The following is a 13,637-nucleotide window of genomic DNA, read 5'->3' as shown; positions in this document are numbered from 1 at the left end:
TGCCATGTTCTGCCGGGGCTAATTGTGCGGGGGGCGCCGGCTGAGCCCAAGTGCGTCGCACATCACATCCAGCACGCCGGCGGCGCGCCGGCCTGCCACGTCCGCAAAACCGCCGGCCGCGGCGAACAGTTTGACCTGTTCCACGCCTTGGTACAAAAGCATCTCAATCCCGGGAACCACCGTTCCGCCGCACCTTTCCCAGGCAGCGGCCAGCGCACTGGGCCAGGGGTCGTAGGCAACGTCGAGCAGGCAGTGCCCGGCCGTGGCGGCCCCGGCGGCTGCGACGTCCGCGGCCAACGCGTCCGGGGCGTGGGGCGGAAGGGTGGAGATGACGACGCCGTACCCGGCGAGGGCGGCCGCCGCGCCCGAATAGGGCAACAGGGACGCCGGCACGCCCAACCTGCGGGCCACCTCCAGCGTGGCGGCCGCCTTGTCCGGGTTGCGCACGTAAATGTCGATGGCGGGGGCGCCCAGTTCCGCCAGGGCGGCGACGGCGGAGACGGCGGTCCCTCCCCCGCCAAGCACGGCAGCCCTGGGCAGCTCGGGGGCACCGGCGTGGCGCAGCGCATTGACGAGTCCGGCAACGTCCGTGTTGTCGCCCAACAGGTGGGTGCCGCCGTCGTCCGTGCGGGTGACCACCACGGTGTTGACCGAGCCCAGGGCGCGGGCGGCCGGGGTGAGCGTGTCCACGAGTTCGGCGGCCCGGTTCTTCAGCGGCATGGTCACCGAGAGGCCGTACCAGTTGCCGTCGGCGCGGACCTCTTCCAGGAAGGCCGCCAGCGCCGGGACCTCCAGGTCCACGGCGCTGTAGCGGTAGTCAAGCCCGAGTTCGGCATAGGCGCTGCGGTGCATCACCGGTGACTTGGAGTGACCGATCGGGTGCCCCAGCACGGCCCCTTGAAGCGCATGCGCCATTTACTTGCATTCCCCCGGGTTGGCGGCGCACCAGGCCGTGTACTTGGCCACGTTCTTCAGGTGTCCCGCATAGGTGGTGGAGTACAGGGTTTCGCCCGTCTTCAGGTTCACCGTGACCCAGAAGTAGTACGGGTTGCTCTCCGGGTGCGCCGCCGCCTCGATGGACGCCGCCGCGGGCGAGCCGATGGGTCCCACCGGCAGGCCCGGGCGGGCGAAGGTGTTGTACAGGTTCTTTTTGTCCGCCTTTTGGGCATCCGTGATGTTGTACGTCTTGATGCCCAGCCCGTACGCGACGGTGGCATCGGATTCCAGCCGCCCGCCTGTTTCCCCGTTGGGGTTGTTGATGCGGTTTTCGATGGCGCCGGAAATTTTGCCATAGTTGGCCTCGTTGCCCTCAAACTCCAGGATGCTGGCAATCGTCAGGTCGCGGTACTGCTGGGCCTGGTCGGTGACGCCGGCCTTGGCCAGGTTGGCCTTGGTGGCGTTGACCATTTGGGCCAGGATGTCCTTGGCGCCGAGCTTGACCGGGAAACGGTACTCCCCGGGTGCGAGATAGCCCTCCAGGTTTTTGGCCTTCGCGGGCAGGCCGAACAAGGCCGGTTCATTGGCCAGCTTTTCAAACTCGGCGACCGGGATGCCGGTACTCTTGGCCAGCACGGCCAGGGTTTCACCGATCCGCAGGTTTTGGTCCACGGCCGCATAGTGCACCTTGGCGGCGTCAATGGAGAGCAGGATCGACACGGCATCGGAGGACTTCATCTGCTTGCGCATCTTGAAGGAGCCCGGTTGCAGGGAACCGGCACCGTTGGCCGCGTCGAGGGCATCCAGGAAGGACTGTTCGCTGGCCACCACGTCCTGGGTGCGCAGCTCCTGGGCCACGTCGCGTGCGGAGGAGCCTTCGGGCACCACCACCTGCACCGTGCCGGTGCCCGGTCCGGGATAGTCCGCGGCCTGGAGCCCGCCCAGCATGGGCTTGACGGTTTGCACCACAAAGAAGACGACGACGGCGAAGAGGGCCAGGACCACGAGGAAGACGGCCGTGCGGCGCCGCCGCCGGACGCGCTTGGACACGCGGGCGCTGCGGCGGGACGGCAGGGGGTGCTCGTCAAAGAACGGGGCCGCCTCCTCCTGCTCCCAGGCCGGGTGCCCTGCCGCATGGCCGGCGGCGTAGCCGGGCTCCTGCCAGGCGCCCTCCACGGGGAGGTCGTGTTCCTCGGACCAGTGCGGCCCGGACTCCATGGCCTCCCCGTGGCTGTCGGCCAGGTGGGCTGCGTGATGGCCCCCGGTGCGCCCGCTCATTGTGCGGACCCCCCGTTGGTGTTCCCCTGCGGCCGGGTGGTCCCGACAGGTGGCACAGACATTGAATCGGAGATGGCCGAACCTTCTTTTTCCTCGGACGGATTGGCATTCCCCAAGGTGCCCGGCTGTGGTGCATGCACGAGTTCGCCAACGCTTTGGTTGCGTGCTTTCTGCATGTCCAGGGCCTGTTGGAGAATTCCAACGGCCGCTGCTTGATCCACCAGTTTACGATGATCACGGCTGCCAATGCCAGCCGCATGCAGCGCCTGGTGGGCGGTGACGGTGGTCAGGCGCTCGTCGATGAGCCTGACCGGCACGTCCAGGCCGGCCCCAGCCAGCGCCGCGGCGAGCAGCCCGGCATAGTCGCGGGCCATCCTGGCGGAGGCGGTTTCGGTGCCCTTGAGCGTCCGGGGCAGCCCCACAAACACCTCCACGGCGTGGCGGGCGGCTGCCTCCTTCACCACCACGCGGACGTCGGAGTTCTTTTTCACATCCCGCGAAAGCGTCTTCACGGGCGTGGCAAGAATGCCGTCGGGGTCGCAGGAAGCCAGGCCGACGCGGACCATGCCCACGTCGATGCCCAGCTTCACTCCGTGCAGGTGTTCCGGCTGCTCCATGCGGTCCTAGCGGTCCTTGACGGCGTTCATGACTGCGGCCAGGGCGGCCGGGATGGCCGCCACGTCCGTGCCGCCGCCCTGGGCCACGTCCGGCTTGCCGCCGCCGCCGCCGCCGAGGACCCCTGCGGCCAGTTTGACCAGCGCACCCGCCTTCACGCCGGCGTCGCGGGCGGCTTCATTCGTGGCGATCAGGATCACGGGACGGCCGTTGGCGGCCCCGGCCACGGCCACCGTGGCGGGCGCCGAGCCGAGGCGCCGGCGCAGGTCCAGGGCCAGGGCGCGGAGGTCGTCGGCGCCGGAGACCTGCCCGGCGTCGTGCGCGATCACCGTCACGCCGTTGGCATCCACGGCCGTGCCCGCCAGGTTTCCGGCGGCTGCGCTGAGCTGTTCCCTGCGCAGGCGCTCGAGCTCCTTTTCGGCGGCCTTGAGCTTGGCCAGGGTTGCGGCCACCCGTTCCTGCAGCAGGTTGGAGGGGACCTTGAGCATGTCCGTCAGCGACGAGACCAGGGCGCGCTCGGCGGCCAGGTGGCGGAAGGCGTCCATGCCGACGAAGGCTTCCACGCGGCGGTTGCCGGAGCCCACGGACTGCTCGCCGAGCAGGGTCAGGGAGCCGATGCGTGAGGTGCTGTCCACGTGGGTGCCGCCGCACAGTTCGCGCGACCACGCGCCGTCGATCTCCACGACGCGCACCTCGGAGCCGTAGTTCTCGCCGAACAGCGCGGTGGCGCCCAGTGCCTTGGCGGCGGTGAGGTCCATGACGGTGGTGTTGACCCGGTAATTGTTGCGGATGGCGATATTGGAGACTTCCTCAATCTCCGAGCGGGTCGCGGCACTGAGTCCCTCGCCCCAGGAGAAGTCGAAGCGCAGGTAGCCGGCCTTGTTGAACGAGCCGCGCTGGAGCGCTTCGGGGCCGAGGATCTGGTGCAGGGCGGCGTGCACAATGTGGGTGCCGGTGTGCGCCTGTTCGGCCGCATGGCGGCGTTCACGGTCGACGGCGGCACGCACCAGGGCGTCGGCAGGGAGTTCGCCTTCACGCACGATGGCCTTGTGGACGCTCAGGCCCTTGACCGGCTTTTGCACGTCCAGCACCTCGACGACGAAGCCGTCGCCGGTGATCAGCCCCGTGTCCGCGGCCTGCCCGCCGGCCTCGGCATAGAAGGGCGTCTCATCGAGGATGATCGACACCTCGTCGCCGGTGGCGGCGTGGGCGACGGGGGCGCCGTGGGAGAGGATGGAGCGCACGCGCCCTTCGCCCTCCAGTTCGGTGTACCCGGTGAACACCGTCTCCCCCTGGGCCAGCAGCTCGTGGAACACGGTCAGGTCCGCGTGGCCGCTCTTTTTGCTCTTGGCGTCCTTGCGGGCGCGGTCGCGCTGCTCCAGCATGAGGGTGCGGAAGCCGGCCTCGTCCACGGCCAGGCCGGCCTCGCCGGCCATTTCCAGGGTCAGGTCGATCGGGAAGCCGTAGGTGTCGTGCAGGGCAAAGGCCTCGGCGCCTGAAAGCGGCGTGTTGGCGGCCTTGGATTCCTTCACGGCCTCTTCCAGGCGGGCGGTGCCGCTGGCGATGGTGCGCAGGAACGCCCGTTCTTCGGCGTAGGCGATGCGGGCGATGCGGGCGAAGTCGTCTTCCACCAGCGGGTAGGCGCCTTTCATGGAGTCGCGGGAGACGGGCAGCAGCTCGGGCAGTACGGCCGTCTCCACGCCCAGGAGGCGCATGGCGCGCACGGCACGGCGGATCAGGCGGCGCAGCACGTAGCCGCGGCCCTCGTTGGAGGGCGTCACGCCGTCGGAAATGAGCATCAGCGCGGAGCGGATGTGGTCGGCCACCACGCGCAGGCGCACGTCGTCGGTGTGGTGCGGGTCGGCCGGGTCCTCGGTGGACGTGTACTGCTTGCCGGAGAGTGCGGCGGCCTTGTCCAGGACGGGGCGCACCTGGTCGGTCTCGTACATGTTCTCCACGCCCTGCAGGATCATGGCGAGGCGTTCCAGGCCCAGGCCGGTGTCGATGTTCTTGTTGGGCAGCTCGCCGACGACGTCAAAGTCGACCTTGGAGGTGACGTTGTCGATCTGGTACTGCATGAACACGAGGTTCCAGATCTCGATGTAGCGGGTCTCGTCGGCGATGGGGCCGCCCTCAACGCCATACTCCGCACCGCGGTCGTAGAAGATTTCCGAGCAGGGGCCGGCCGGGCCGGGCTGGCCGGTGGACCAGTAGTTGTCCTCCTTGCCGATCTTCTGGATGCGGTCGGGGGCGACGCCGACCACGTCGCGCCAGATGGACAGGGCTTCCTCATCCTCGGTGTAGACCGTAACCCACAGCCTGTCCACGGGCAGGCCGAAGCCGCCGTCGGCCAGGGGCGTGGTGAGCAGTTCCCAGGCGAACGGGATGGCCTTTTCCTTGAAGTAGTCCCCGAAGGAGAAGTTGCCGCACATTTGGAAGAAGGTGCCGTGCCGGACCGTCTTGCCGACCTCGTCGATGTCTGCGGTGCGGATGCACTTTTGCACGCTGGTGGCGCGCTTGTACGGCGGCTCCTCGCGGGCCGTCAGGTACGGGATGAACGGCACCATGCCGGCCACCGTGAACAGCAGGGACGGATCCGACGAGATCAGCGACGCCGAGGGCACGGCCGTGTGGCCCTTGCTGGTGAAGAATTCGATCCAGCGCTCTGCAATTTCGTGGGATTTCATCGTGCCTGGTGGCTCCTTCAATGGTTCTGTGGCAAAAAAGTCTGTTGTGTTGGTCTCGCCGCAGGCGCGCGGCCCGGCTGCGGGGCGGGGGCGCTAGTGGCGCGGTCCCACGGGGCGTTCGGCGTCCAGTCCGAGGGCTGCCCGGAGGTCCCCTTCGCGCTGCCCCATGTTCTGGCGCATGGCGTCGGCGAAGTCGTGGACGGCGTCGGCCGCACGGCCCACGGCACGGTTGAGGCCCTCGGGCCCGACGGCCCCCCTGGCGGCGGCGAGCTTGCGGGCGGCCACCACGCCGATGGTGATGCCGACGCCCAGCCAAAATATCTTCTTCATGCGTGCTTTCCCTTCAAAACGTACTCCCGGGTTCCGTCCCTTTCGGCTCCGCGTTGCACGGCGGTGCCGGGGGCGGCGTTTTCCGGGTGGTCCGCACCGCCCCCTAGCGGCTGCGGCGGGCCCGGACGGGCTTCTTCCGCCCGGCAAACGCCTGGCGGACGCCGTAGGAGAACGCCGCGACCTTGATCAGCGGCTGGCCCAGCGTGGCGGCAAACAGTGAGGACAGCGCGGAGATGTTGGCGGTGGCGTCGGAGATGTTGTTGGAGATCCCGTCCACCTTGCCCAGCTGCGTGTTGGTGGTGGCCACGGTGTTGGTGACCTCGTCAATGAGGGGGGTGGTGCCGTCCCCGATTTGCCGGATGGTGGTGCGGATTTCGTCAAGCACCTTGCCGAGCTTGACGATGGGCACGGCCAGCAGCGCCACCAGGATGGCAAATACCGCCGCTGCAATCAGTCCCGCAATGTCTCCACCAGTCATGGAGGGCCGCCTCATTTCCGTTGATCTGAATGTTACCCATAGGTACTGTACCTAAAAAGCAGCCCGCGGCGAGTGCCGCGGGCTGCTCCCAAGGTGTCGAACCGGACAGTGCCGGCCCTACGTTCCGCCAGAAATTTAGCGTGAGTAGAATTCGACGACCAGCTGCTCTTCACAGGTTACGGGAACCTCGACGCGCTTGGGCTTGCGAACCAGGCGGGCCTGCAGGCTCTCCAGCTTCACGTCCAAGTAGGCCGGAACGGCGGGCAGTACATCGCGGTGTGCACCGGCGGCAGCAAGCTGCAGCGGAACCATGGTCTGGCTGCGCGGGTGCACGTGGATCAGCTGACCCTCGGCAACGCGGAACGAGGGACGGTCCACGCGGGCGCCGTCAACCATGATGTGGCGGTGCACAACCAGCTGGCGTGCCTGGGCGGTGGTGCGGGCAAAGCCGGCACGCAGGACCAGGGCGTCCAAACGGGTTTCCAGGATCTCGACCAGGTTTTCACCGGTCATGCCCTTGGTGTGCTTGGCTTCCTCGAAGGCACGGGTCATCTGTGCTTCGCGGATGCCGTACTGGGCGCGCAGGCGCTGCTTTTCGCGGAGGCGGACGGCGTAGTCGCTGTCCTGCTTCTTGCGGGCGCGTCCATGCTCGCCGGGGCCGTACGGGCGGCGCTCAAGGTACTTGGCTGCCTTGGGGGTCAGAGCAATGCCGAGGGACCGCGAAAGGCGGGCCTGCCGGCGGGCACGTGTGCTGTTAGCCACTTGTGTCCTTCCAATATTTGCAACAACTGTGTGTCCTGGCCTCCATGGTGGAGAGTTGGGGCTGTTGCCGCCCTTTCGCTGCAGCACCCGGGCATGGCCATCCGCACAGGTTGGGGCGGCCGGGGGCCGCATCAAAAGTTCCTGGGGTTGGGCATGGAGCCGGGGCTTGCCAGTGCGCCATCCACTCTACCACCCGCGGCCTTGCCTGTTCGACGCAGCGGTCCCGGCCGGGCCGGAACCCTGGGCCTGGCCGGAAGCCTAGGCCTTGCCGGAACCCTGGGCCTTGCCGGGACCCTGGGCCTGGCCGCGGATGATCGCGCGCAGGCGTTGCACCCGCACCGTGAGGTCCCGTTCCAGTCCGTTTCCCGTGGGCTGGTAGTAGTCGCGTCCCACGAGGTCGTCGGGCGGGTACTGCTGTGTGGCGATGGAGTGGGGCGAATTGTGGGAGTAGATGTAGCCCTTCCCGTGGCCCAGGCCGGCGGACCCTGCGTAGTGGGCGTCGCGCAGCGGGGCCGGGACCATGGTGCCCCGCCCGGCCCGGACATCCGCGATCGCGGCGTTGATGCCGTTGTAGGCGGCGTTGGACTTGGGCGCGGTGGCCACGTGGACCACGGCCTCGGCCAGGATGATCCGGGCCTCGGGCATGCCAATGAGCGCCACGGCCTGGGCTGCGGCAACGGCCGTCTGCAACGCGGTGGGGTCGGCCATGCCCACGTCCTCGGCGGCGGAGATCATGATGCGGCGGCTGATGAAGCGCGGGTCCTCCCCTGCCTCCAGCATCCGGGCCAGGTAGTGCAGGGCGGCGTCGACGTCGGAGCCGCGCACCGACTTGATGAAGGCGCTGATGATGTCGTAGTGCTGGTCCCCGGCCCGGTCGTAGCGCACCGCCGCAGCGTCAATGGCGCGCTCGGCAATGGCGAGGTCGACTTCCACGGGGGTGCCGGCGTCCGGCAGGCCGCCCTCGGACAGTGCCACGCCGGCGGCGGCCTCCAGGGTGGTCAGGGCACGGCGGGCATCGCCGGCGGCCAGCCGGACCAGGTGGTCCAGCGCCTCGTCGGTGAGCGTGACCAGGCCGTCCAGCCCGCGGGGATCGGCCACTGCGCGCTCCACCAGGCCCTGGATGTCGGCGTTGGTCAGGGGCTTGAGGGTCAGCAGGATGGAGCGGGAGAGCAGCGGCGCCACCACGGAAAACGACGGGTTTTCGGTGGTGGCGGCGATCAGCACCACCCAGCGGTTTTCCACCCCGGGCAGCAGCGCGTCCTGCTGGGCCTTGTTGAAGCGGTGGATCTCGTCGAGGAAGAGCACCGTGGTGCGCCCGTGCAGGTCACGGTCGGTGAGCGCCTGGTCCATGACCCGGCGGACGTCCTTGACGCCGGCGGTGATGGCGGACAGTTCCACAAACTTCCTGCCCGGGCCGCGGGCAATGACATGGGCCAGCGTGGTCTTCCCCGTCCCGGGCGGGCCCCAGAGCATGACCGAGGCCGGGCCGGCCGCTCCCCCGCTGCTGCCGCCTGCTGCCAGCATTTGCAGCGGGGATCCGGCGCCGAGCAGGTGCTGCTGGCCCACCACCTCGTCGAGGGTGCGCGGGCGCATCCGCACGGCCAGGGGGCTGCGGGGCCGCGAACCGCCGGCGGGGGTCCCGCCCAGGGAGGGGGTGCCGGCGTCGTCCCCGTCATCGTCGCCGAACGCACTGTCAAAGAGGTCAGTCACCCCTTTAGCCTATCGGCCGCCCGCGGGCGGTATCGTGGCAGGCGTGAGAGAGCCGAGCCGCACCGCCTTCGTTCCCGCCAACCGCCTGTCCGGCTGGGTGGCCCGGTTCGCCGACGGCCACGGCGGCCGCGACTCGCTGGCGGACACGGACGACGGCGTCAGGCTGGGCATGCGCGACGGCGCCGAGGCGGTGTTCGCCCCGCCGTGGCCCGAGGACGGGCGCCCCGGGCGCGGGCCCGGCCTGCTGGAGCGGCTGGAATCGCTGGCGTCGCAGGAGCGGACCATGGGCCTGGTGCTGGTGCGCCGGGGCGGCTATGCCGTGGGCGTTGCGGTGGGCGGGGAGCTGCTGGAGCACAAGTGCGGCAGCAAGTACGTGCAGTCGAAGACCGCCGCGGGCGGCCAGTCACAGCACCGTTTTGCCCGGCGCCGCGCGAACCAGGCCGATTCGCTCGTGGCCAAGGCGGCCGCGGACGCTGCCCGGATTTTCCACGGACACACCTTTGAATACCTGGCCACGGGCGGCGACAAGGCGCTGGTGGAGGCCGTGCTGGCGGAGCCGGCCCTGCGGCCCTACGCGGCCCGGCCGCGGCTGGCCCCCCTCGCGGTGGGCGGGCCCAACCTGGCGGTGCTGGCCCGGGCGGCGGCCGACTTTTGTGCCGTCCGGATCCGCGTCACCGACCCGCCGGCCTAGCGCGCCCCGGGCGGACCGGCGTGCCGGGTCAGCAGGCCGAGGGTGCCCGCCGCAGCGGCGCCTGCCGGTAGTGGTAGCGGCCGGCCTCGGCGAATCCGGCCGATTCATACAGGGCCCGCGCCGCGGCATTGGCCTCGGTGGCCATGAGCCAAAAACGGGCTGCCCCGGCCTCCCGCCCGGCGCCCAGCAGCGCGTCCAGGACCGCCGAGGCAATGCCCTGCCGGCGGAACCCGGGATGGGTGGCCATGCAGTACACGCCGCCCCAGCCGTCGAGCAGGCTCAGCCGCCCGGTGCCCATGACCGTCCCCTGCCCGTCGACCGCCGACGCGTACAGGGACGGCGTGCCCTGGATGATGGACCGTGCCAGGTGGCGCTCCGCCGCGCCGCCTCTGCCGTCCACGCGCCACCACAGGTCCAGCCAATCCTCCGACGGCGTGTCCGCCAGGCTGACTGCCACACCGGGCGCCGTGCCGATGCCCGCCGCCGGGCCGGATACGGGCGCGGCGCCCGGCCCGGCCGCCGTCATGATCAGGGTCTCCGACCGGCGTGAATAGCCGTGCCGGTCCAGCAGGCGGGCCACGGCAGCATTTTCCGGCCGGTCCGTCACCTGGAAGATGACCGGCTGGCGGCGGGTGGCATACCAGGCGGTGGCTTCCCGGAACGCCGCCTCCAGGTCCGGCGGCGCGGCGGCGGGCCACACCGAATTGGCCCGCTGGGTGACGGACCCGGCGGAACGCAGGACCCAGCCGTCAAGGACCTCCCGCACGGGTGCCGGCCAGGCCCGGTCCATCAAGGCTTCCAACTCGTCCAGTGCGGCGGGCGGAGGGGCGGCGTGGGTCATGGCACCATGTTACGTGCGCTGCCCGCCGGAAATTTCCTCCCGCCCCTGCCCACCGTCCCGGAGACGAACTAGAGTTTCACCAAGCCACTGCCCTCGGATTGCGGGCAGGCGGCCATCCAGCACGGCGGAAGTCATCCAAGGGGCGGTCAGCATGGAATGGACAAAAGTGACAAGCGCGCAGGAACTGGCGGACGCGTTCGGTTCCGGGAACCTGGCGGTGGAAGTGGTCGGCAGCCTGCGCGGCATGCCGTCGTTGACGCTGCCGCCCGGCGCGTCGCTGCGCGGCGGCAGCCTGGCCTTTGGCGCCAAGGGGCTGCGGCTCACGAGCAACAACACGGTGCAGGACACCACCATCACCACGGCGCCGCATGAGGTGGCCATCCATAACGACACCACCGTCACCGCACTGGGCACCCTGTCGCTGGCCAACGTCACCACCACCGGACAGGTCTTCCTCGCAGCGGACGGGCAGGTCCGTTCAGGGCGCATCGAGGCCGACGGCGTCCACGTCACCGCGGCCGACACACGAGGGCGCTTCGACCGGCCCGCAGGGTTCGGCGTGGAGGCCCTGCAGGGCGCGTTTACCGTCTGGAACCGCCAACCGGACCCTGCCGTGCGGCTCACGGCGCGCCTGGAACGCATCTCGGCCGGCAGCGCCGGCGAGCCGGTGCACGGCGGCGGCGTGTTTGTCGGCGGCCACGGCGACACTGCGGGGAAGGCGGACGGCGGGACGGTTGACGTCGAGCTGCTGAGCACGGGCGACGTCTTTTCCAACGGCGGCATTGCCCCCGGGACGCCGGATTTGATCAGCGGCGGGGTGTTTGTCATCAGCGGCGCCAACGTCGCGGAGGTCCGCAACCTGGGCACCACCACCACCTACGGCCAAAACGACATGGTCCTGGACAATTGGGGCGTCGTCACGGCCTGGAACGCCCACGGCGCCGTGACGTCATGGGGGCCCAGCGGGATCGGCTTTGTGAACTTTGGCGCCATCGGCACCCTGACCGTCGACGGGCCGGTGGAAACATTTGGCCTGGGCGCACGCGGCTTCAACGTCTACGACGGCACCCTGCGCGAGGCCGTATTCGACTCCATCACGACCCACGGTGACGGTTCCGTGGGCGTGCAGGTCAGCCGTGAGCTGCCCCGGCTGACCATCCGGGCAAACCTGCGCACGGAGGGCGGCACGGGCGAATCACTCGTCAAGGGCGTACTGCTCCCCCTGTCGGCCATCGCCTTGAGCATCAAGCCCGGCGGGCGCATCGGCACGGTGTCAGTGGGCGGGGACGTCCGCACCGAGGGGGCTGGGGTGCCGGCCATGGAGCTGGAGGGCGGCCTCGGCTCCATCACCGTGGGCGGTTCCGTGATAGCGGCCGGTGTCCCCTCCGGCGTCGTGCACGCCGTTCCGGAACTGGCGGGCGTCGTGGCGGGCCTCACGGTTGAAGGACGGTAGGCGGGGCCGGCGTTGGAGCAAAAAATGCCGGCCCCCCGCTCGGGGGCCGGCACCTGTCGGGGCACTGTACGGGGCGCCTACTTGACCTCGGGCTTGAAGTCCACGCCGGCTTCCTTGCGTTGCTGCTCCGTGATCGGGGCGGGCGCCGCGGTCAGCGGGTCGTAGCCGCCGCCGGACTTCGGGAAGGCAATGACGTCGCGGATCGAGTCCATGCCGGCCAGCAGGGACACGGCCCGGTCCCAGCCAATGGCAATGCCGCCGTGCGGCGGCGCACCGAACTTGAATCCCTCGAGAAGGAAGCCGAACTTCGTCTGCGCCGCCTCCTTGTCCAGGCCCATGAGTTCAAACACGCGCTCCTGGACGTCGCGCTGGTGGATACGGATGGACCCGCCGCCGATCTCGTTGCCGTTGCAGACAATGTCGTAGGCGTAGGACAGCGCGCTCTCCGGATCCTTGTCAAAGGTGTCCATGAACTCGGGCTTGGGCGAGGTGAAGGCGTGGTGGACGGCCGTCCACTGGCCGCTGCCCACGGCGACGTCGCCGGAAGCCACCGCGTCCGCGGCACGCTCAAACATGGGCGCGTCCACGATCCAGACAAAGGCCCAGTCGGCGGGGTTGATCAGGCCGGTGCGGTGGCCGATCTCCACGCGGGCGGCACCGAGCAGGGCCCGCGAGGGGTTGACCTCGCCGGCGGCGAAGAAGATGCAGTCGCCGGGCTTCGCCCCGACGGCCTCGGCCAGGCCGGCACGCTCGGCGTCGGTCAGGTTCTTCGCCACGGGGCCGGCCAGTTCGCCGCCCTCCTTGTACAGGACGTAGGCCAGGCCCTTGGCGCCGCGCTGCTTGGCCCATTCCTGCCATGCGTCCAGCTGGCGGCGCGGCTGCGAGGCCCCGCCCGGCATGACCACGGCGCCAACATAAGGTGCCTTGAAGACGCCGAAGCCGGTGTCCTTGAAGAATTCGGTCAGGTCGCTCAGTTCCAGGCCGAAGCGCAGGTCCGGCTTGTCGGAGCCGTAGCGGGCCATCGCATCGCGGTAGGTCATGCGCTGGATCGGCGTCGGGATTTCCACGTCGATCAGCTGCCACAGCGCGGCAACGATCTTCTCACCCAGGGCAATGATGTCGTCCTGGTCCACAAAGCTCGCCTCAATGTCCAGCTGCGTGAACTCGGGCTGCCGGTCGGCGCGGAAGTCCTCGTCGCGGTAGCAGCGTGCGATCTGGAAGTACTTCTCAAAGCCGCCCACCTGCAACAGCTGCTTGAACAACTGCGGGGACTGCGGGAGCGCATACCAGGAACCTGGCGCCAGGCGGGCGGGGACCAGGAAGTCACGGGCGCCTTCCGGCGTCGAACGGGTCAACGTGGGCGTCTCGATTTCCACGAAACCGTGCTCGTGCAACAGGGTGCGGGCCACGCGGTTGGCTTCGGAGCGCAGCCGCAGGTTGCGTTGCATGACGGGGCGGCGCAGGTCCAGGTAGCGGTGCTTCAGGCGCGCTTCCTCGCCAACTTCCACATGCCCGTCCAGCTGGAAGGGCAGCGGCGCGGCCTCGTTGAGCACGACGACGTCATCGGCCACGACTTCGATCCCGCCCGTGGCGAGGGCCGGGTTTTCGTTTCCGTCGGGACGGCGGGAGACGGTGCCGGTGACCTTGAGCACATACTCGTTGCGCAGCGCGTGGAACACTTCCTCCTCGCGGACGACAATCTGCGACACACCTGTCTCGTCACGCAGGTCAAGGAACGCGACGCCGCCGTGGTCGCGGCGGCGGGCAACCCACCCCGCGAGGGTTACAGTCTGTCCAATGTGTTCAGCCCGCAAGGAGCCCAGGTCATGTGTGCGCAGCACAGCATTCCTTTCAAT

General features: G+C 69.4%; 12 protein-coding genes. 2 read left to right on the top strand and 10 right to left on the bottom strand.

Features of this window, described 5'->3' with window-relative positions; all coding sequences use genetic code 11:
• Positions 1–18: 18 nt before the first annotated feature.
• The 8 genes from G6035_RS04485 to G6035_RS04450 form a co-directional block, all read right to left on the bottom strand.
• Positions 19–915, bottom strand: a complete 897-nt coding sequence (locus G6035_RS04485) for a shikimate dehydrogenase (RefSeq protein WP_176615878.1) — start codon at positions 913–915, stop codon at positions 19–21.
• Positions 916–2,214, bottom strand: coding sequence for an endolytic transglycosylase MltG (mltG, locus tag G6035_RS04480; RefSeq protein WP_256127735.1), 1,299 nt, complete (start codon positions 2,212–2,214; stop codon positions 916–918). It lies immediately after the preceding gene.
• Entirely contained in the window at positions 2,211–2,831 is a 621-nt protein-coding gene (gene ruvX, locus G6035_RS04475) for a Holliday junction resolvase RuvX (RefSeq protein WP_176615877.1), read from the bottom strand. Before ruvX ends, mltG begins: the two co-directional genes overlap by 4 nt.
• Positions 2,832–2,837: 6 nt before the next feature.
• On the bottom strand, positions 2,838–5,516 hold the full coding sequence (gene alaS / locus G6035_RS04470) for an alanine--tRNA ligase (RefSeq protein WP_176615876.1): 2,679 nt from the start codon (positions 5,514–5,516) through the stop codon (positions 2,838–2,840).
• A 93-nt stretch (positions 5,517–5,609) separates the two neighbouring features.
• A complete protein-coding gene (locus G6035_RS04465) occupies positions 5,610–5,846 on the bottom strand; it encodes a hypothetical protein (RefSeq protein WP_176615875.1) in 237 nt (78 codons plus the stop codon).
• 103 nt (positions 5,847–5,949) lie between these two features.
• Positions 5,950–6,324 (bottom strand): DUF948 domain-containing protein, encoded by a 375-nt coding sequence (locus G6035_RS04460; protein ID WP_176615874.1) that lies wholly within the window; start codon positions 6,322–6,324, stop codon positions 5,950–5,952.
• A gap of 135 nt (positions 6,325–6,459) precedes the next feature.
• Entirely contained in the window at positions 6,460–7,086 is a 627-nt protein-coding gene (gene rpsD / locus G6035_RS04455) for a 30S ribosomal protein S4 (protein WP_176615873.1), read from the bottom strand.
• Between the two features lie 258 nt (positions 7,087–7,344).
• On the bottom strand, positions 7,345–8,796 hold the full coding sequence (locus G6035_RS04450) for a replication-associated recombination protein A (RefSeq protein ID WP_371130841.1): 1,452 nt from the start codon (positions 8,794–8,796) through the stop codon (positions 7,345–7,347).
• Between the two features lie 43 nt (positions 8,797–8,839).
• Between G6035_RS04450 and G6035_RS04445 the strand changes: the two genes are divergently transcribed.
• A complete protein-coding gene (locus tag G6035_RS04445; RefSeq protein ID WP_176615872.1) occupies positions 8,840–9,487 on the top strand; it encodes an acVLRF1 family peptidyl-tRNA hydrolase in 648 nt (215 codons plus the stop codon).
• A gap of 28 nt (positions 9,488–9,515) precedes the next feature.
• On the opposite strand, the gene G6035_RS04440 is transcribed toward G6035_RS04445, so the two are convergent.
• On the bottom strand, positions 9,516–10,328 hold the full coding sequence (locus G6035_RS04440; RefSeq protein ID WP_176615871.1) for a GNAT family N-acetyltransferase: 813 nt from the start codon (positions 10,326–10,328) through the stop codon (positions 9,516–9,518).
• A gap of 151 nt (positions 10,329–10,479) precedes the next feature.
• Between G6035_RS04440 and G6035_RS04435 the strand changes: the two genes are divergently transcribed.
• Positions 10,480–11,781, top strand: a complete 1,302-nt coding sequence (locus G6035_RS04435; protein ID WP_176615870.1) for a hypothetical protein — start codon at positions 10,480–10,482, stop codon at positions 11,779–11,781.
• A 77-nt stretch (positions 11,782–11,858) separates the two neighbouring features.
• Here G6035_RS04435 and aspS read toward each other — a convergent pair whose 3' ends face one another.
• Positions 11,859–13,622: an aspartate--tRNA ligase gene (gene aspS / locus G6035_RS04430; RefSeq protein WP_176615869.1), complete on the bottom strand. Its 1,764-nt coding sequence runs from the start codon at positions 13,620–13,622 to the stop codon at positions 11,859–11,861.
• Between the last annotated feature and the right edge of the window lie 15 nt (positions 13,623–13,637).

The organism is Arthrobacter sp. SDTb3-6 (assembly GCF_013376095.1).
GTDB lineage: Bacteria > Actinomycetota > Actinomycetes > Actinomycetales > Micrococcaceae > Specibacter.
This window is presented reverse-complemented; position numbering and strand designations above follow the sequence as displayed.